Raw genomic sequence first — 18,392 nt, forward strand, 5'->3', positions numbered from 1 at the left:
TTGAACAGCCAGCCATTTTCCGTAACACTGACGGAATGTAAGCGTTTACCCACAACAGGTACTATCATGGCGACCATAAAGGATGTAGCCCGACTAGCTGGTGTATCAGTCGCCACCGTTTCTCGAGTGATTAATGATTCCCCTAAAGCCAGCGAAGCATCGCGCCTGGCCGTAACGAGTGCAATGGAATCACTCAGCTACCACCCCAACGCCAATGCGCGTGCGCTGGCACAACAATCCACTGAAACCATCGGTCTGGTGGTAGGTGATGTGTCCGATCCATTTTTTGGGGCAATGGTTAAAGCTGTCGAGCAGGTGGCGTATAACACCGGTAATTTTTTACTGATTGGTAACGGCTACCATAACGAACAGAAGGAACGACTGGCGATTGAACAGCTCATTCGCCACCGCTGCGCAGCCCTTGTTGTCCACGCGAAAATTATCCCGGATGCTGAGCTGGCATCACTCATGAAGCAAATCCCCGGCATGGTATTGATTAACCGAATTCTGCCGGGATTCGAACAACGCTGCGTTGCCCTTGATGACCGTTTCGGCGCCTGGCTCGCGACCCGACACCTCATTCAGCAGGGCCATACGCGCATTGGTTATCTGTGCTCCAATCACACGATTTCAGATGCGGAAGATCGTCTGCAAGGCTATTACGACGCGCTGGCAGAGAGCAATATTCCTGTCAGCGATCGACTGGTAACGTTTGGTGAACCGGATGAAAGCGGCGGTGAACAGGCTATGACCGAGTTACTTGGCCGTGGCAAAAACTTCACTGCGGTAGCCTGCTACAACGACTCAATGGCGGCTGGTGCCATGGGCGTATTGAATGATAACGGCATTGATGTGCCGGGAGAAATCTCGCTGATTGGTTTTGATGATGTGCTGGTTTCCCGCTACGTGCGCCCGCGTCTGACCACGGTGCGCTACCCGATCGTGACGATGGCAACCCAGGCTGCCGAACTGGCGCTCGCGCTGGCGGAGAAGCGTCCCGTGCCTGAAATTACCCACGTTTTTAACCCAACTCTGGTGCGTCGCCATTCCGTTTCGACGCTGACAGAGCCGGGGAATTCATCGTCAAACGAATTACCAGGATAGCGTTATGACTACGATGTTGGACGTTTCACGACACGCAGGCGTCTCAAAAGCGACCGTTTCGCGCGTACTGAATGGCACGGGTCAGGTAAAAGAGAGCACGCGCCAGAAAGTGTTTAAGGCCATGCAGGCACTTGATTATCGGCCTAATTTTTTAGCGCGCTCTTTGGCAAACCGCACCAGCAACAGCATTGGTCTGGTAGTTTCCACATTTGATGGATTCTACTTTGGCCGCCTGCTGCAACAGGCTTCACGCCAGACGGAATCTCACGGCAAGCAGTTGATCGTCACCGACGGCCACGACACACCAGAGCGTGAGCAGGAAGCCGTGCAAATGCTGGCGGACAGGCAGTGCGACGCCATTATTCTCTATACACGCTATATGAGTGAAAAGGCGATTATGTCGTTGATGAACAGCATTGCTATGCCCTTGCTGGTCATCAACCGTGATGTCAGCCAGGCCCGCGATCGCGCAATTTTCTTTGAACAGGAAGACGCGGCCTATCAGGCGGTCAATTACCTGATCTCCCAGGGCCATAGCGATATTGCTTGTATCACTGTGCCAGGTCATACGCCTACCGGTAAATCCCGCCTGATGGGGTATCGTAAGGCGCTGGAAAAAAACGGTATTCCCTGGGATCCCGATAAGGTCAAATACGGCGACTCCACGATGACGCGAGGCTATGAGGCCTGCCGTGAACTGCTGGAGGAAGGGGTGAGATTCAGCGCCCTGTTCGCCTGTAACGATGACATGGCATTAGGCGCATCAAAAGCGTTACATCAGGCCGGGCTGAGGATCCCAACGGACGTCTCACTGTTTGGTTTTGATGATGCGCCCAGCGCCAAATGGCTGGAGCCGGGGCTGTCTACCGTTTATCTGCCGATTGATACCATGATAACCACGGCAATCGACCAGGCTATCCGGCTGGCCAACGGCGAGAGCGTCGAGCCAATCCCACCGTTCACCGGCAAACTTGTACTACGTGACTCAGTAACGCTCGGGCCATACTTTAAGTAATCAAATGCCGGATGGCGGCGCAGTTAATCTTGTAGGCCGGATAAGCGTAGCGCCATCCGGCATTTCACAACGCTGTAATCAGATTAATTCCAGCGCTAACAGCTCATTAATGGTCTGGCGACGGCGAATCAGCCGCGCCACGCCGTTATCGAACAAAACTTCCGGCAGCAGCGGACGGCTATTGTAGTTTGACGACATTGACGCGCCGTACGCCCCGGTATCATGCAGCACCAGATAATCGCCCGGCACCACCGCAGGCAACAGACGGGTTTCCACATTTCCGCCTTCCTGCTGGGTAAACACGTCGCCAGATTCGCACAGCGGCCCGGCTACCACGGTTTCCCGTTGCGGTGTGTGCTCCAGAGAGCGACCATCTCCTGCCAGCGCGGAGATATGGTGATAACTACCGTACATGGCCGGGCGCATTAGATCGTTGAAGCCCGCATCGATCAGCACAAAGTGGCGGCTACCCATCTCTTTAACGCTACGCACCTGCGCCACTAACACGCCGGCTTCCGCGACCAGAAAACGACCAGGCTCGATCTCAAGCGCGATCGGATGACCCAGGTGTTTAGCAATCTGTTCACGCGCAGCGTTCCACAATCCAAAGTAGTGATCGGTATCGATTGCCTCTTCGCCTTCGCGATACGGGATTGATAAACCACCACCTGCGGAGATCGCCTCCAGATCCTGGTCAAATTCAACCACCTGGCGCACCATCGCACCGCACACCTGCTCCAGATGCGCATAGTCCACGCCGGAGCCGATATGCATATGAATCCCCACCAGCTTCAGCTTATAGCGCTGAATCACCTCCAGCGCCGCGGGAAGATCGCTATACCAGATCCCGTGCTTGCTGTTTTCGCCGCCGGTATTGGTTTTCTGACTGTGCCCATGCCCAAAGCCAGGGTTTACGCGTAGCCACACGCGATGGCCCGGCGAGACCTGGCCCAGTTGTTCAAGCATATCCACCGACCCGGCATTTACCGGAATGCGCAATTCATGCACCCGCGCGAGCGTCGCTTCATCAATCATATCGGCGGTAAAGACGATTTCATCTTTCCCCGGTACGAAGCCTGCCGCCAACGCACGTTCAATTTCGCCAAGCGAGACGGAATCAACCTTCACGCCCTGCTCGCGCATCAGGCGCAAAATATGAATATTCGAACATGCCTTTTGGGCGAAACGCACCACGTCAAACTGACTCAATTTGGCAATCTGCCCGCGGATAATCTGCGCATCATAGACCCACACCGGGCAGCCGAATTCGGCAGGCAGGCGTAGCAGGTTGTCGGCGGTCAGGTCAGTGTCAGTACTATTGAGTGGGCGTGGCATGGTGTGCTCCGGTATTGGCTTTTTTATGATTACGCCACAGCCCGAAAAGAATAAAAAATATCGTTTTATCGTGAGTCTATGCAAAAATGATATGGATTGATTCATTCGAGGATTGCCCATGCCCGCCGTTAACCTGCGACACATCGAAATTTTTCACGCCATCATGACGGCAGGCAATCTGACAGAAGCCGCGCGCATGCTACATACCTCGCAGCCCACCGTCAGCCGGGAACTGGCCCGATTCGAGAAAGTGCTGGGGTTAACGCTGTTTGAACGTACGCGTGGCCGACTGCACCCAACCGTGCAAGGGTTACGTCTGTTTGAAGAGGTGCAACGTTCGTGGTATGGCCTGGACAGAATTGTGAGCGCCGCCGAAAGCCTGCGCGAGTTTCGCCAGGGCGAATTGTCGATTGTTTGCCTGCCGGTATTCTCACAGTCTTTTTTACCGCCGCTGCTGCAGCCATTCCTCGCTCGCTATCCACAGGTCAATATTCAGATAGTGCCGCAGGAGTCACCGCTGCTGGAAGAGTGGCTGTCGGCGCAGCGCCACGATCTGGGGTTAACGGAAACGCTGCATACGCCTGCCGGAACGAAACGCACCGAATTGCTGGCGCTGGATGAAGTGTGCGTGCTGCCGCAGGGCCATCCGCTGACTAAGAAAGCGGTGTTAACGCCGCAGGATTTTCAGGGAGAAAACTACATCAGCCTGTCGCGCACCGACAGCTACCGTCAGCTACTGGATACCCTGTTTAATGAGCACCAGGTGAAGCGCCGCATGGTGATTGAAACCCATAGCGCCGCTTCAATTTGTGCAATGGTACGGGCAGGCGTGGGGATCTCGGTGGTGAACCCACTTACCGCGCTGGATTACGCCAGCAGCGGAGTCGTTATCCGCCGCTTCAGTATTTCGGTACCCTTTACAGTCAGCCTGATTCACCCGCTTCATCGCCCCGCCTCGGCGCTGGTTGATGCTTTTACGGCGCATCTGCAGGCCCATCTACCGAGGCTTATTGACCTGCTGGAGGCTATTTTGCATCCACAGCCGAAAGCATAAACGCCACCGCATCTTGCGCATGGATTGCCGCGGTGTCGAAAACCGGTAGTGGGCTTAGCTCGGTGGGAACCAGCAGACCAATCTCGGTACAGCCAAAGATCACCCCTTGCGCCCCCTGTTTCGCCAGTTGGTCGATGACGCCCAGGTAATAATCGCGGGAAGCCTCGCTGAATTCACCGAGACACAGCTCATCGAAAATAATCTGGTTTATTTTCTGACGATCATCAGCTTCAGGGATCAACGTGCTAATGCCGAATTCAGTCTGTAAACGCCCGCGGTAAAAATCCTGCTCCATGGTGTAACGCGTACCCAGTAGCGCCACGTTGTTCATCTGCTGCTTTTGTATCGCCCGACCCGTCGCGTCAGCAATATGCAGAAACGGCACGTCACAGGCGCTTTCAATCGCCTCAGCAACTTTGTGCATGGTGTTGGTACACAGCACAATTCCTTGCGCCCCGGCTTGCTGTAGCCCTGTGGCGGCCTGCGCGAGGATCTCACCGGCTCGCTGCCAGTCACCGCTTGACTGGCAGACTTCAATCTCGTGAAAATCCACGCTGTGCAACAGAATCTGCGCAGAATGCAGACCGCCCAGACGCTGTTTTATGCCTTCATTAATGAGTCGATAATAAGGAATGGTAGATTCCCAGCTCATACCGCCTAACAGACCGATCGTTTTCATCATTTCCCCTGACTCGTTGTTGTCTCTCCAGTGAACCAAAGATGTGATCAACTTTCCACATCTGTTGGCGTGCATTTCTTTTTTTAATTTTCTGATATAGCTTTAATGAAACATTGTTTTAATTAATTACAGGAAGGCCGGATGTTTATTTTTCATAAAGAGACCACGCTTGACGATCTGGGCAATGGCGTTACCCGGCGCATTCTTGCTCACGGCGGTAACATGATGGCGGTTGAGGTGAACTTCGAGCAAGGCGCAATCGGCCCGATGCACAATCATCCGCACGAGCAGCTGACTTACGTGTTGTCCGGTGAGTTTGAATTTACCATCGGCGAAGAGAAACATATCGTTAGGGCGGGCGATACTCTGTATAAACAGCCCAACATTATGCATGGCTGCGTCTGTTTAAAACCGGGAACGCTGCTGGATACCTTTACCCCTATTCGCGAAGATTTTCTGCACGGGTAAGGCGCTAAATAAAAAAACCGGGTCGCGTTGACGCTTTCCCGGCCTATAAGAGATTCCACTCGCAGGCCGGATAAGGCTGAACCACTATCCGGCATGCTTGTCTGACTTACACCCCAATATCTCTTAACTTCTCGCCTGCCATCAGCTTACGTTCGATATGCTCCAGCGTGACGTTTTTGGTTTCTGGAATCAGCCAGAACGTGATGCCAATAAATACGACGTTCAGCGCAGTATAGAGCCAGAACGTACCGGCGGCGCCAATGCTGTCGAGCAGCGTCAGGAACGTTGCGCCAATGATCATGTTCGACACCCAGTTGGTGGTGGTGGAGCAGGTAATACCAAAATCTCGGCATTTCAGTGGCTGAATTTCCGAACACAGGATCCACACCACCGGCGCGGCGCTCATTGCATAGCCTGCAATACACATCATCGTCATACCAACTGACAGCCAGGATAGCCCACTGGAAGCCGTGCCGTTATCAAACTGCATCAGACAATAACCAAGCACCAGCGTCCCGATGGCCATTACGCTGAAACCAATTTTCAGCGCCGGTTTACGTCCTGCTTTGTCGACCGTGAAGACGGCAATAAAGGTGGCGAACATAAACGTTAAGCCAACTACCAGCGTGGCAATCATCTGCTGCTCTGTGGTGGTAAAACCCGCCATTTTAAAAATACGCGGCGCGTAGTACATGATGATGTTCATCCCGGTGAACTGCTGCATCGCCTGCAGTAACATTCCGAGGAAAACCGCACGACGCACGTTACGGTTAATTTTAAACAGCGCCCAACCACCCTGCTTCAGCTTCAGGCTTTCACGGATTTCGTTCAGCTCATCGCGGGCTTTTTCTGACGTATCGCGCAACATGCGCAGTACTTCTTCAGCTTCGATGTGGCGACCTTTCTCCGCCAGCCAGCGCGGGCTGTTGGGCAAGAAAACAACCAGAATAATCAGCAATACAGCCGGAAGCGCCAGCACGCCAAGCATAGCGCGCCAGTTACCGCTGTAGCTGAACGCGGTATCGGACAAAAAGGCCAGAACGATGCCCAGCGTCACCATCAGCTGATACATACTGATCATCTTGCCACGCACATTTTCGCTGGCCATTTCAGAGAGATAGAGCGGTGCGGTGTAAGACGCGATCCCCACCGCTACGCCCAGCACCACGCGGGCAAAAATGAGCATTTCTACGCTGGAGGCAAACGCCGAGCCCAGAGATCCGACGACGAAAAGGATCGCGCCCGCCATCAGGCTGTATTTGCGCCCCAGGCGGAATGACAACCAACCGTTAAACAGCGCACCAATTGCCGCACCCAGCATCATGCTGCTTACCACCCACTCCTGCAGGCGGCTGGTCAACACAAAGTGATCGGTGATAAAAGGCAACGCGCCAGCAATCACGCCAATATCCAGGCCGAATAACAACCCTGCGACAGCCGCAGAGATAGAAACAAACATATTCATACGTCGCGTATCGCGCACTGGGCGCGGCGCTAAAGCAGCATCATTATTTATTGAGACCATTTTTTCCTGCCAGATACAGAGTAACCATGCCATTGAAAGTAAGGGATCCCTTGCAGGAAGCGTCAGGCGGGAAACGGCAAAAACATGGATTAAATAGCTACACCACATGGTTATGTGATGGATATTCCAATTTTAAAATTTACCGACAATCACTCAATTAAATTTAATTTGTTGATATTAAAGGATATTAAAAACAATAAATTTATACGTATGAAATTTAATATGGAATAATTTATAACCACAATATGGATTTTATTAATCCGAATATAAAAAACCCTGCCAGAGGGCAGGGTTTAACGGTTCTGGAAAGTGAATTAACGTGCCAGCCAGCCGCCATCTACTGCAACGGTATAGCCGTTGATATAGTCAGATGCGCTGGACGCCAGGAACACGACAGGCCCCATCAGGTCGCTCGGTAAACCCCAACGACCCGCCGGGATACGATCGAGGATCTCTGCGCTACGCTGCTCATCAGCACGCAGCTGTTGGGTGTTATTCGTCGCCATGTAACCTGGTGCAATCGCGTTGACGTTGATGTTATGTTTTGCCCACTCGTTCGCCATCAGACGGGTAACACCCATTACGCCGCTTTTAGATGCGGTGTAAGACGGCACGCGGATCCCGCCCTGGAAGGAAAGCATAGAGGCGATATTGATAATTTTGCCGCCGTTACCCTGAGCGATAAAATGCTTCGCCGCAGCCTGAGACATAAAGAACACGCTCTTAATGTTCAGGTTCATCACGTCATCCCAGTCTTTTTCGCTGAAGTCGATCGCATCGTCACGACGGATAAGACCCGCGTTGTTGACCAGAATATCAATATGGCCGAATTCTGCCACTGCGCGCTCCAGCAGCGCCGGAATACCATCGATTTGACGCAGATCGGCGGTCAGGCTTAAAAAACGGCGGCCCAGTGCGGTCACGCGTTCGATGGTTTCTGTCGGTTCAACAATATTGATACCGACGATATCGCAGCCCGCTTCAGCCAGGCCCAGCGCCATACCCTGACCCAAACCTGTGTCACAACCGGTCACAACGGCGACTTTACCTTCAAGAGAGAATGCATTCAAAATCATTGTAAATCCTTAATTTTTTATAATGCCCGCCGCAGCAGGCACGGCTGTCGCCCGCAACTAGCGCAGATCTTTTACTGCAACATGGTCCATATCATCAAAGACCTGGTTTTCGCCGACCATGCCCCAAATGAACGTATAAGCTTTTGTGCCGACACCGGAGTGAATAGACCAGCTTGGAGAAATCACCGCCTGCTCGTTGTGCATCACAATATGACGCGTTTCCTGAGGCTGACCCATCATGTGGAAGACGCAGGTGTCTTCTTCCATATTGAAATAGAAATAGACTTCCATACGACGTTCATGGGTATGACACGGCATGGTGTTCCACAGGTTACCCGGAGCCAGCTCAGTCAGACCCATGCTCAACTGGCAGGTTTCCAGAACATCCGGCACAAAGTATTTGTTGATGGTACGACGGTTACTGGTGAGGTCATCACCCAGCGTCACTGGCGCAACGTCTGCAGGCGTGACTTTCTTAGTTGGGTAAGTCGTGTGTGCCGGCGCGCAGTTGTAGTAAAACTTCGCCGGTTTCGCCGTATCAATACTGGCGAATACCACTTCTTTTGCCCCTTTTCCGACGTACAGCGCGTCGCGATGACCAATTTCATAGCACTGGCCGTCAACGGTAATCGTGCCCGGGCCGCCGATATTGATCACACCCAGCTCACGACGTTCGAGGAAATAGGTTACGCCCAGCTGTTTGCCGACTTCGCCACCCACAGAGACGGTTTTGGCCACTGGCATAATGCCGCCAACAATGATGCGGTCGATGTGGCTGTAGACCATGGTGTATTCATCTGCGACAAACACTTCTTCGACCAAAAACTCATTACGCAGCCCCTGAGTGTCCAGGGTTTTCGCATGCGCACTATGGATGCTTTGTCTTACGTCCACATTTACCTCCAGTGATAAATTGACCGTGAATGCTTAAACGAATAGCAAAACGCTGTTCCGTTTTATCTTATGCGCTCATGATATCCCTCCCTGAATGTGTTTTCAATTATAACTAAAACGATGTTTCACTTTTTCCGCATCTTATTATCAAAAGTGTAAGTGCGATCACGCTAGCGCATATAAATCGCAAAATTTGTTTAAATAAAATCATTTAAAACAATTAGATAGATAAAAACACAAAAAAGTAGATCATTAGTGGCAGGGATAAGATATTGAAAATACAGCCAGGCTCATACGTCATTCACACACCTTTTCTAACAAAGTGCGCTATCAATCACATGAAATGAAACAACGTTTTGATATGTTGGCAGGGTTTAGAGTGTATGTTTCTGTAACTGGCCTTGCCCTCCTGCTGGAGGGCTTTTTTATAGAGGAAGAGATAACACGGCAGAAAACTGTTCGAGAAGAAAAATATATACCCTAAATAATTCGAGTTGCAGGACAAAACTTCCCGGCCGTTTTGAACAGCGCTTGCGCTGGCCCCGAAGGGGTGAGGCCGTAAGGCCGAATCACGCGGCGACGCAGCGAATTCCCCGGAGCGTACATAAGTACGTGACTGGGGTGAGCGAGTAAAGCCAACGCACATGCAGCTTGAAGTATGACGGGGATTAGTCTCGTTCGATAGCGAGCGCCACCCCCTGACCACCACCAATACACAGTGTTGCCAGGCCCTTGTGCGCCCGACGTTTCACCATTTCATGTACCAGCGAAACCAGAATACGACAGCCAGAAGCGCCAATCGGATGGCCGAGCGCAATGGCCCCGCCGTTCACATTCACCCGCCGTTCATCCCACTCCAGCATTTTCCCAACGGATAATGCCTGCGCGGCGAAGGCTTCATTAGCTTCGATAAGATCAACATCAGCCAGTTGCCAGCCCACGCGCTCAAGGCAGCGGCGTGTTGCATACACTGGCGCAATCCCCATGAGCGCAGGGTCGACTCCGACGCTGGCAAAGGCGCGAATACGGGCCAACACAGGTAAGTAAAGTTCCTGCGCCTTGGCCTCGCTCATCATCATCACCGCAGCGGCACCGTCGTTGATGGATGACGCGTTACCCGCCGTTACCGAACCGAGTCTGTCAAAGGTAGGATCCAGACGCGCCAGCCCTTCGGCGCTGGCATCGGTACGCGGTTGTTCGTCGGTGTCCACCACGAACGATTGCCCATTACGCTGTGTTACCACCGGCACGATTTCATCTTTAAAGCGTCCGGCATCAATTGCCATCCGCGCTTTGTGCTGCGAGTGCAGCGCGTAGGCATCCTGCAATTCGCGGCTGATTCCGTATTCTCGCGCCAGGTTTTCCGCGGTAACGCCCATGTGATAATCGTTGAAGGCATCCCACAGACCGTCATGTACCAGGCTGTCGACCAGTTGGCTGTTCCCCAGCTGTGCGCCAGTGCGGCTATCGGTAAGGACATGCGGTGCACGGCTCATATTCTCTTGCCCGCCCGCAATCACAATGTCGGCTTCGCCACACTGGATAGCCTGGGTCGCCAGATGCAGCGCTTTCAGACCCGAGCCACAGACATCGTTAATGGTGATGGCGGAAACGGTATTGGGTAGTCCACCATTGATGGCAGACTGACGCGCAGGGTTCTGCCCGGCACCTGCGGTAAGCACCTGTCCGAGGATCACTTCATCCACAGCGTGAACGTCCACGCCCGTGCGTTCCAGTAACGCCTTGACCACCATGCTGCCTAACTCAACGGCAGAGTGGCGCGCCAGCGTCCCCTGGAAGCAGCCAATCGGTGTCCTTAATGCCCCGACGATCACAACCTCTTTCATCACTACCTCAGCGCAAAATAACACCGCAATAGTAGATGATTGTTAAAAATAGTTATCAAGGTTGTTTAAAAACGGTGATTTTTATCACAAAGGAAATTCGTATCACTTATTGGTCATCTGAACGCCACTCTGCTGTAAATGGTCACGCAGCCAACTTCCTGCCACACCAGGCGGTGATTTCTTATTCCACAACAGATCGATAGAGATAGCCTTTGGCCAGCCAGGCATCTTTAATTGCACCAGTGGTTTTTCTGCCGCAAACTCCTCCACCAGCGCACAAGGGAGCGCGCACCAGCCGAATCCCTGAACAGCCATACTTAGCAATAACAGATAGTTAGGAGCAGACCAGACGGGGCCGCGCGCCACGTTGGTGCCGCTTTCCAGATAGGTATTCAAACGCAGCTCACGCCAGGTGTGTAGCTGCTCCCACTGCAGTTTTTCTTGAGCCGCGAGCGGATGCGACGCTGCAACGTATAATCCCATCCAGGTTTGCATCGGCAGACGCGTAACGCCCATGTCGGTCGGGTAATCTTCCCGCGCCTCGATCAACCCCACCTGAGCACGTCCTTTTTGCAGCAGATCGATCACGTCTTCATCTTCACCAATCAGGCATTCAAACTCGGTATGGGGAAACTTGCGATCAAACTGCACCATCAACTCTTCCAGCACATCCGGATGCAGCGTGTCAGACAGCACAAAGGTCAGACGCGCCTCAGTTTCACCCGACAGCGAGATCGCCGCCTCATCGAGACGTTCGCTGGCCGTCAGAATAGCCTGCACATAGCCCAACACCCGCTTACCTTCCTCGGTCAGCGTTGGCTGGCGGGATGAGCGGTCAAACAGCGCAAAACCAAGATCGGCTTCCAGATGCGCAATGGCCGTACTGATAGTGGATTGGCTTTTACGTAGCCGCCGGGCCGCCGCAGAAAATGAACCGCAGGAAACGGTCTCCACAAATGCCGTTAATGCTTCAGGAGAATAACGCATGAGCTATCTACTTTATCGATGGATACTATCTTTTAGATATCACATAAAACGATAAAATTGCCACCATTCCGTTATCCGGGCATTAAAGAAGGTTTTAGGTTATGCAACACGATACTGTCCAACGCCGCTCGTTAGTGGAGCGTATTTTTCATGCCGTCTGCTTTGAAGGCATTGCCACCGCGATCCTCGCACCGACCACCGCATGGTTGATGCAGCGCTCGGTGCTGGAAATGGGCGGACTGACCATTCTTCTCGCCACCACAGCGATGATCTGGAATATCATTTATAACGCCCTGTTTGACCGTTTGTGGCCGTCACACCTGGTAAAACGTACGGCGAAAGTGCGAGCATTTCACGCCTTAGGCTTCGAGAGCGGTTTTATTGTGATCGGGGTGAGCATCGTGGCGTATGTGCTGAACGTCAGCCTGGTTCAGGCATTCACGCTGGAAATAGGTTTCTTCCTGTTCTTCCTGCCGTACACCATGTTCTATAACTGGGCTTATGACACGTTACGCGAGCGCGTTATGAAGCGCCGCCAGCAGCGCGTTACTGCCTGATAATTAAAATAATAGTCGGAATCTTCTCGGTTCCGGCTATTGTCCCATTCACTCGCCCGCTTGTTCACACCTCCCCCAGCCCCTGCCATTTGTGGTAAATTGCGCTTCTTTTTGTTTATTTTATAGTTGATACGTTCAAATAATGTCGAAATTTTGGTCAAAAGAAGAGACTCTCTGGAGCTTCGCACTATATGGGACTGCCGTCGGCGCAGGAACCCTATTCCTACCCATACAGCTGGGTTCTGCAGGCGCGGTGGTATTGTTTATCACCGCACTCGTCGCCTGGCCTTTAACCTACTGGCCGCACAAGGCGCTGTGTCAGTTTATCCTGTCCTCAAAAACGTCGGCTGGTGAAGGGATCACTGGCGCGGTTACCCACTACTACGGCAAGAAGATTGGCAGCCTGATCACCACCCTCTATTTTATTGCCTTCTTTGTGGTGGTGCTGATCTACGCCGTAGCGATAACCAATTCACTCACTGAACAGCTGGCAAAACATATCACTATCGATCTGCGGATCCGCATGTTGGTCAGCCTTGGCGTGGTGCTGGTGCTGAACCTGATTTTTCTGATGGGCCGACAAGCCACTATTCGGGTCATGGGCTTTTTGGTGTTCCCGCTCATCGCGTACTTTTTGTTCCTTTCGCTCTACCTGACCGGAAGCTGGCAGCCAACGCTACTCACCGGCCAGATGTCTTTCGATCAGCACACGCTTCATCAGGTTTGGATATCTATTCCCGTGATGGTTTTCGCTTTTAGCCATACGCCAATTATCTCTACGTTCGCCATCGACAGACGAGAGAAATACGGCGAGCAGGCCATGGGTAAATGCAAAAAAATCATGAAGGTAGCCTACGTCATCATCTGCCTGAGCGTACTGTTTTTCGTCTTCAGCTGCTTGCTTTCGATTCCGACAAACTATATCGAAGACGCGAAAAATGAAGGCGTGACGATTCTTTCCGCGCTGTCGATGATGCCAAACGCACCGGCATGGCTGTCGATTTCCGGGATCATCGTTGCTGTTGTCGCGATGTCAAAATCATTCCTCGGCACCTACTTTGGCGTGATTGAAGGGGCAACGGAGGTAGTAAAAACGTCGTTGCATCAGGTGGGTGTGAAGAAAAGCCGGGCCTTTAACCGCGCTCTGTCCATCATGCTGGTCTCGGCTATCACGTTTATCATCTGCTGCATTAATCCTAATGCCATTTCAATGATTTACGCGATAAGCGGCCCGCTGATTGCCATGATTCTGTTTATCATGCCGACATTGTCTACCTATCTGATCCCGGCGCTGAAGCCGTACCGTTCAGTGGGTAACCTGATCACCCTGATTGTCGGTCTGCTGTGCGTATCTGTGATGTTTTTTGGCTAGAACGTGTTGTTTAGCGGCTCATTCTCCTGGAAGTGGGTGCGATGTCGTTCAGTTAACGACTCAATTTCAGAAAGTATCAACCTGTGTTGGCGGAAGTAATGAACATGCTATCTCAGAGAAGGGTTCCGTTCACCTCATGTTCATCGTTTCTCTGAAGCACCGATTCCTGTGAACGTGCAAGGGAGGCTCACCGCCGCCTCCCTTGCAACCCAGGCTCCCGGCGGGAAAATCGTCGCTACGCGATTCATTCGTCTTATGCCGTCTGCCTGTCGGGTCGGGGCCGAGCCTGCGTCCATGCAGCCCGTCCCCTCTGTCCGCATCCCTGCGGACAGCCCCGGTCAGACGTCAACTCCTCATCGATTTTCAGCCGGACCCGAGTCATCGCTTCAACGCTCTGATTTCCAGTTAAATCTGTTTTGCTGTTCAGACCAAAAACGCAGATGGTGAGGTGTGGGCTGGTCCGGCTGAAAATTGCCGACGTGTTTCCGTAAGCCCGGGAGAGCCAGCATGGATGCTGGCTCAGGGCGCGCTTTGCAGGGATGCTTCCTCGCGCCCGACCCGGTAGCCTGGAGGAATAAGCGGAGGGGACCGCGGAGCGGCAATTTTCCCGCCGGGAGCCGGGATTGTAAAGGGCGTGGCGAAGAACGCCCTTTACACGTTCACGGGTATCTGTGCTTCAGATAAATGACACTGCTGAGGTGAACGGAACCCTGAGCAAGAAGAACATGTTCACCCTGCATGCTTAACTGGACAGTATTGAACGTGGATGAGCCGTTAAACTGACTTATTTGATGTACGAATCCAGCACTTTCAGGACCACATCCAAATCCTCTTCGCGCTTAATTTCATCGCCCTGATGCACAATGTGCTCGGTCAGATGACCTTTAATCACTTCACGCATTAATCCGTTTACTGCCCCGCGGATCGCCGCTATTTGCTGCAATACTGCCGCGCATTCATGCGGTTCATCCAGCATGGTTTTCAACGCCGCTACCTGCCCCTGAATCTTGCTGGTTCGGGCTTTCAGCTTTTGTTTGTCGCGGATCGTATGTGACATAACTTTACCTTTTTAACGTCTGGCTGTAGGGACAATACCATCGACATTCTACTGGGGGGTAGTATTTGATACTGGGGGGGAGTAGAATCAGGCGAAATTAAACAACTAAGAATCATTCTCATGGGTGAGTTTTCTACGCTTCTTCAGCAAGGTAACGCCTGGTTTTTCATTCCCAGCGCGATTCTATTGGGTGTGTTGCACGGTCTGGAACCGGGGCATTCCAAGACGATGATGGCGGCCTTTATTATTGCCATTAAGGGGACCATCAAACAGGCGGTGATGCTGGGGCTGGCAGCAACGCTGTCGCATACCGCCGTGGTATGGCTGATTGCGCTCGGCGGGATGTATATCAGCAAAGCGTTTACTGCCCAGGCCGTTGAGCCCTGGCTGCAGTTTGTCTCGGCGATTATTATTCTCGGGACCGCATTCTGGATGTTCTGGCGAACCTGGCAGGGAGAGCAGAACTGGCTGGCCCAGACGCATCACGACCACAATCACGAGCATCACCACCACCATGATCATGACGACCATCATCATGACCACGATGACGATCATCACCATCATCATCACGAACACGAGCATAATCACGACCATGCCGCACTGGCAGGACTCACCGAAGGCTCGAAAGAGTATCAGGATGCCCACGAACGGGCGCATGCCACCGATATTCAGCGCCGCTTTGCGGGCAAAGAGGTCACCAACGGCCAAATATTACTGTTCGGTCTGACCGGCGGGCTTATCCCGTGCCCAGCCGCCATTACGGTGCTGCTGATTTGCATCCAGCTCAAAGCCTTCACGCTGGGTGCGACCATGGTGCTGTGCTTCAGCCTCGGGCTGGCGCTGACGCTGGTAACGGTGGGCGTGGGAGCGGCAATCAGCGTGCAGCAGGCGGCCAAACGCTGGAGCGGATTTAACACGCTGGCACGCAAAGCCCCCTATTTTTCCAGTGTGCTCATTGCGATGGTCGGTTTATATATGGGGATTCACGGCTATATGGGGATCGTCGGTTAACACCAAGAGAGCGCAGCAGCGCTTGCCGCTGCGCGTAAAACCAGGCTAGCTTGCGACACTCCCCCACACCAGTTGCCCTTTATGGAAGGTCGCGGTGCGTGGGGAAATTCGCGCGACCGCTTCCGCCGAACAGGAGGCATCCACCAGTACAAAGCTGGCTTCATCCTGCGCTTTTGGCCAGACGCGCTCACCTTTATCGTTTAGCGGCAGCACATCGCCGGTGGCAAGAAACAGCGCACGCGACAGGTTAAGCTCATTGGGGCGAATATAGAGCTGGGCGTAGAGATTCGCCTTCTCCAGCATGTCTCCCAGCCCGTACGGCGACCAGTGATCAATTACGCTGTCGGTTCCGGTAATCACTTCCACGCCTTTATCGCGCAGCTGCTTGAGCGGCATGTGCAAGGTACCGATCGGCACCGTCGAGGCAATGGTAATCTGCTGCGCCGCCATACGGGTCGCCAGCGCGTCAACCTGCTGTTCGTTCAACGTTGCCAGCGCAAACGCGTGGCTGATGGTCAGTTTGCCCTTTAACTGCGGCGTTTTCTCCACCGTCTCCACCATGTAATTCACTGCCGCCACGCCCGCCGGGCTGGTTTCATGCAAATGGATATCCACGCCTTTATCGTAATCCAGCGCAATCTGGAACATGGTGTCGAGGGATTTTTCCATCGCTCCATCGACGCTGGTGGGGTCCAGACCGCCGACATAATGCGCTCCCGCCTGCATCGCTTCGCGCATCAGCGGTTCAGATTTTGATAACAGCAGGCCATGCTGCGGAAACGCCACGATTTCACAGGCAAAACCCGGTTGGCGACGCGCCAGTACCGCCTGCAGGTTTTCGAGATTTTTCAGCCCGGAAACCGGTTCGATATTACAGTGGCTGCGCGCGATCGAGGTGCCTTTTGACTGCAGTAGATCGATCAGCTTTTCCGCACGCTCCTGCGTATAAGGCTGGAGTTCAGGCAGCAGCTTTTGTTCCAGGCGGATCATATCCTGAATAGTGGTGCCAGCCGGACGGTTCAGCGAACGCCAGGGACCGCCGTAAAAGGTTTTATCCAGATGGATGTGCATGTCGCGCATGGCGGGCAGCATCAGCTTTCCACCCGCATCATAGTGAGGCAGCGTCGCATCCGGATGCTGCTTATTCTCGCGCAGCGCAACGATTTTTCCGTCTTTGATTTCAACGGTTTGCAGCGCGGTACGGGTGTGCACCACCACCGAGTTTTCGTAATCAAAGCCCGCTTCCAGCAGGACGTTATCCAGGTAATAGTGTTTATCGTTAATCGTCATTGTGCTCTTCGACCCGCAGGTGTTCCCGACAGGATTAGCAGCATACGCGACCGGAGCGACCGCGCCAAACAACGCGGCAGCGGTCACCATTTTTCCGCTCTGGCTTAAAAATTCACGGCGGCTGTTACTTTCCTTCATTCACGTCTCCTCTCAGGAATGGACAATATGGGTGCCCGTTTCGCCGCGCAGTGCGGCAGGCAGGCATTCCGGCGTGGTGATGATTACTCGTTTACCGCCACGCTCCAGAAACGCCAGGCTGGCAACGATCTTGGGTAACATGCTGCCAGGCGGGAAATGACCCTCCTGCATGTAACGGGTCATCGTTGCAACATCCACCGTATCCAGCGCCTGCTGGTTGGGTTTGCCAAAATGAATACAGACCTGCTCGACGCCGGTGGTGATCACCAAAATGTCGGCGCGGATCTCCTGCGCCAGTAGCGCCGTGGAGAGATCTTTATCAATCACCGCGTCCACGCTCTGGTAATCCCCTTGATCGCTACGCACCACCGGGATCCCGCCGCCGCCCGCGCCAATAACCACAAAGCCTTGCTGGGTCAGCGTTTTGATCGCCTCCGCCTCGACAATGCGCTTCGGTTGTGGAGAGGCGACTACCCGACGGTAGCCGCGCCCCGAATCCTCAACAAAGCGCCAGCCCGGATTGACCCGCTGCAGTTCATCACGCTGCACTTCGCTAAAGAACGCTCCAATGGGCTTGGTCGGATTAGCGAAGCCTGGATCGTTTTTGTCGACCTCCACCTGCGTGACCACCGTAACTGCCCTCTGCTCACCGCGCCGCGCCAGACGGTTATTCAGCGCCTGTTGGATCAGGTAACCGATACCGCCCTGCGTATCGGCAACGCAGTTTGCCAGCGGGGTAAGCGGCAGCCCTTCACGCTCGTGCGCGATTTCCGCACGCCGCAGATCCAGCCCTACCTGTGGCCCGTTACCGTGCGTCAGCACAATGTTGTAGTCCGATGCCAGCATCTCCAGCACCGTATCCGCTACCGCTTTCACCGCTTCAGCCTGGTGTTCAATCGACTGGCTGGCGTTATCTTTGATAATGCTGTTGCCGCCAATGGCAACGACCACAAGTTCTTTCATAGTGTTATCTTCCGCTTGCA

Annotated in this window: 17 protein-coding genes; 7 read left to right on the forward strand and 10 right to left on the reverse strand. The window is 53.3% G+C overall.

The window, feature by feature from the left end; translation table 11 throughout:
* Nucleotides 1-66: 66 nt before the first annotated feature.
* Nucleotides 67-1,104: an HTH-type transcriptional regulator GalR gene (gene galR / locus OGY13_RS20925; protein WP_213752987.1), complete on the forward strand. Its 1,038-nt coding sequence runs from the start codon at nt 67-69 to the stop codon at nt 1,102-1,104.
* Nucleotides 1,105-1,108: 4 nt separating this feature from the next.
* Entirely contained in the window at nt 1,109-2,119 is a 1,011-nt protein-coding gene (locus OGY13_RS20930) for a LacI family DNA-binding transcriptional regulator (protein WP_174771111.1), read from the forward strand.
* 78 nt (nt 2,120-2,197) lie between these two features.
* On the opposite strand, the gene lysA is transcribed toward OGY13_RS20930, so the two are convergent.
* Nucleotides 2,198-3,454, reverse strand: a complete 1,257-nt coding sequence (gene lysA, locus OGY13_RS20935) for a diaminopimelate decarboxylase (protein WP_213752988.1) — start codon at nt 3,452-3,454, stop codon at nt 2,198-2,200.
* 118 nt (nt 3,455-3,572) lie between these two features.
* On the opposite strand from lysA, the gene OGY13_RS20940 reads away from it, so the two are divergent.
* Complete coding sequence (locus tag OGY13_RS20940; RefSeq protein WP_213752989.1) at nt 3,573-4,508, forward strand: LysR family transcriptional regulator; 936 nt, start codon at nt 3,573-3,575, stop codon at nt 4,506-4,508.
* Here OGY13_RS20940 and OGY13_RS20945 read toward each other — a convergent pair.
* Nucleotides 4,480-5,187, reverse strand: coding sequence for an aspartate/glutamate racemase (locus OGY13_RS20945; RefSeq protein ID WP_048236705.1), 708 nt, complete (start codon nt 5,185-5,187; stop codon nt 4,480-4,482). The two genes, OGY13_RS20940 and OGY13_RS20945, sit on opposite strands and share 29 nt — an antisense overlap.
* Nucleotides 5,188-5,328: 141 nt before the next feature.
* Between OGY13_RS20945 and OGY13_RS20950 the strand changes: the two genes are divergently transcribed.
* The gene (locus OGY13_RS20950) at nt 5,329-5,655 is read left to right on the forward strand and encodes a cupin domain-containing protein (RefSeq protein WP_003825583.1); all 327 of its coding nucleotides are present in this window, start codon (nt 5,329-5,331) and stop codon (nt 5,653-5,655) included.
* A 106-nt stretch (nt 5,656-5,761) separates the two neighbouring features.
* Here OGY13_RS20950 and araE read toward each other — a convergent pair whose 3' ends face one another.
* From araE to OGY13_RS20975, 5 genes are all read right to left on the reverse strand, one after another.
* The gene (gene araE / locus OGY13_RS20955; protein ID WP_003033926.1) at nt 5,762-7,180 is read right to left on the reverse strand and encodes an arabinose-proton symporter AraE; all 1,419 of its coding nucleotides are present in this window, start codon (nt 7,178-7,180) and stop codon (nt 5,762-5,764) included.
* A 314-nt stretch (nt 7,181-7,494) separates the two neighbouring features.
* On the reverse strand, nt 7,495-8,256 hold the full coding sequence (kduD, locus tag OGY13_RS20960; RefSeq protein ID WP_003033923.1) for a 2-dehydro-3-deoxy-D-gluconate 5-dehydrogenase KduD: 762 nt from the start codon (nt 8,254-8,256) through the stop codon (nt 7,495-7,497).
* Nucleotides 8,257-8,313: 57 nt separating this feature from the next.
* Nucleotides 8,314-9,150, reverse strand: a complete 837-nt coding sequence (kduI, locus tag OGY13_RS20965; RefSeq protein WP_048215619.1) for a 5-dehydro-4-deoxy-D-glucuronate isomerase — start codon at nt 9,148-9,150, stop codon at nt 8,314-8,316.
* A gap of 668 nt (nt 9,151-9,818) precedes the next feature.
* On the reverse strand, nt 9,819-10,997 hold the full coding sequence (locus tag OGY13_RS20970) for an acetyl-CoA C-acetyltransferase (protein WP_213752661.1): 1,179 nt from the start codon (nt 10,995-10,997) through the stop codon (nt 9,819-9,821).
* Between the two features lie 102 nt (nt 10,998-11,099).
* Nucleotides 11,100-11,984, reverse strand: a complete 885-nt coding sequence (locus OGY13_RS20975; RefSeq protein ID WP_008785722.1) for a LysR family transcriptional regulator — start codon at nt 11,982-11,984, stop codon at nt 11,100-11,102.
* A 101-nt stretch (nt 11,985-12,085) separates the two neighbouring features.
* Here OGY13_RS20975 and OGY13_RS20980 point away from each other — a divergent pair, with 101 nt between their 5' ends.
* Nucleotides 12,086-12,541 carry a multidrug/biocide efflux PACE transporter gene (locus OGY13_RS20980; RefSeq protein ID WP_008785723.1) on the forward strand — a complete coding sequence of 152 codons (456 nt, stop codon included), beginning with the start codon at nt 12,086-12,088 and terminating at the stop codon, nt 12,539-12,541.
* Nucleotides 12,542-12,683: 142 nt separating this feature from the next.
* Entirely contained in the window at nt 12,684-13,913 is a 1,230-nt protein-coding gene (locus OGY13_RS20985; protein WP_008785724.1) for an amino acid permease, read from the forward strand.
* A 784-nt stretch (nt 13,914-14,697) separates the two neighbouring features.
* On the opposite strand, the gene rcnR is transcribed toward OGY13_RS20985, so the two are convergent.
* Entirely contained in the window at nt 14,698-14,970 is a 273-nt protein-coding gene (gene rcnR / locus OGY13_RS20990) for a Ni(II)/Co(II)-binding transcriptional repressor RcnR (protein WP_003825567.1), read from the reverse strand.
* 120 nt (nt 14,971-15,090) lie between these two features.
* On the opposite strand from rcnR, the gene OGY13_RS20995 reads away from it, so the two are divergent.
* Nucleotides 15,091-15,981, forward strand: coding sequence for a nickel/cobalt efflux protein RcnA (locus OGY13_RS20995; RefSeq protein WP_213752660.1), 891 nt, complete (start codon nt 15,091-15,093; stop codon nt 15,979-15,981).
* A 45-nt stretch (nt 15,982-16,026) separates the two neighbouring features.
* On the opposite strand, the gene OGY13_RS21000 is transcribed toward OGY13_RS20995, so the two are convergent.
* Both OGY13_RS21000 and OGY13_RS21005 read right to left on the reverse strand, forming a co-directional pair.
* Nucleotides 16,027-17,409, reverse strand: coding sequence for an amidohydrolase family protein (locus tag OGY13_RS21000; RefSeq protein WP_213752659.1), 1,383 nt, complete (start codon nt 17,407-17,409; stop codon nt 16,027-16,029).
* 12 nt (nt 17,410-17,421) lie between these two features.
* Nucleotides 17,422-18,372, reverse strand: coding sequence for a carbamate kinase family protein (locus tag OGY13_RS21005; RefSeq protein ID WP_008785727.1), 951 nt, complete (start codon nt 18,370-18,372; stop codon nt 17,422-17,424).
* Nucleotides 18,373-18,392 lie beyond the last annotated feature (20 nt).

The organism is Citrobacter sp. Cpo045 (assembly GCF_030332875.1).
Lineage (GTDB): Bacteria > Pseudomonadota > Gammaproteobacteria > Enterobacterales > Enterobacteriaceae > Citrobacter > Citrobacter portucalensis.

Excerpts from the sequence above, each read along its gene's own strand:
- galR (WP_213752987.1), top strand. The coding sequence starts at position 67 with ATGGCGACCATAAAGGATGTAGCCCGACTAGCTGGTGTATCAGTCGCC.
- OGY13_RS20930 (WP_174771111.1), top strand. The coding sequence starts at position 1,109 with ATGACTACGATGTTGGACGTTTCACGACACGCAGGCGTCTCAAAAGCG.
- lysA (WP_213752988.1), bottom strand. The coding sequence starts at position 3,454 with ATGCCACGCCCACTCAATAGTACTGACACTGACCTGACCGCCGACAAC.
- OGY13_RS20940 (WP_213752989.1), top strand. The coding sequence starts at position 3,573 with ATGCCCGCCGTTAACCTGCGACACATCGAAATTTTTCACGCCATCATG.
- OGY13_RS20945 (WP_048236705.1), bottom strand. The coding sequence starts at position 5,187 with ATGAAAACGATCGGTCTGTTAGGCGGTATGAGCTGGGAATCTACCATT.
- OGY13_RS20950 (WP_003825583.1), top strand. The coding sequence starts at position 5,329 with ATGTTTATTTTTCATAAAGAGACCACGCTTGACGATCTGGGCAATGGC.
- araE (WP_003033926.1), bottom strand. The coding sequence starts at position 7,180 with ATGGTCTCAATAAATAATGATGCTGCTTTAGCGCCGCGCCCAGTGCGC.
- kduD (WP_003033923.1), bottom strand. The coding sequence starts at position 8,256 with ATGATTTTGAATGCATTCTCTCTTGAAGGTAAAGTCGCCGTTGTGACC.
- OGY13_RS20970 (WP_213752661.1), bottom strand. The coding sequence starts at position 10,997 with ATGAAAGAGGTTGTGATCGTCGGGGCATTAAGGACACCGATTGGCTGC.
- OGY13_RS20975 (WP_008785722.1), bottom strand. The coding sequence starts at position 11,984 with ATGCGTTATTCTCCTGAAGCATTAACGGCATTTGTGGAGACCGTTTCC.
- OGY13_RS20980 (WP_008785723.1), top strand. The coding sequence starts at position 12,086 with ATGCAACACGATACTGTCCAACGCCGCTCGTTAGTGGAGCGTATTTTT.
- OGY13_RS20985 (WP_008785724.1), top strand. The coding sequence starts at position 12,684 with ATGTCGAAATTTTGGTCAAAAGAAGAGACTCTCTGGAGCTTCGCACTA.
- rcnR (WP_003825567.1), bottom strand. The coding sequence starts at position 14,970 with ATGTCACATACGATCCGCGACAAACAAAAGCTGAAAGCCCGAACCAGC.
- OGY13_RS20995 (WP_213752660.1), top strand. The coding sequence starts at position 15,091 with ATGGGTGAGTTTTCTACGCTTCTTCAGCAAGGTAACGCCTGGTTTTTC.
- OGY13_RS21000 (WP_213752659.1), bottom strand. The coding sequence starts at position 17,409 with ATGAAGGAAAGTAACAGCCGCCGTGAATTTTTAAGCCAGAGCGGAAAA.
- OGY13_RS21005 (WP_008785727.1), bottom strand. The coding sequence starts at position 18,372 with ATGAAAGAACTTGTGGTCGTTGCCATTGGCGGCAACAGCATTATCAAA.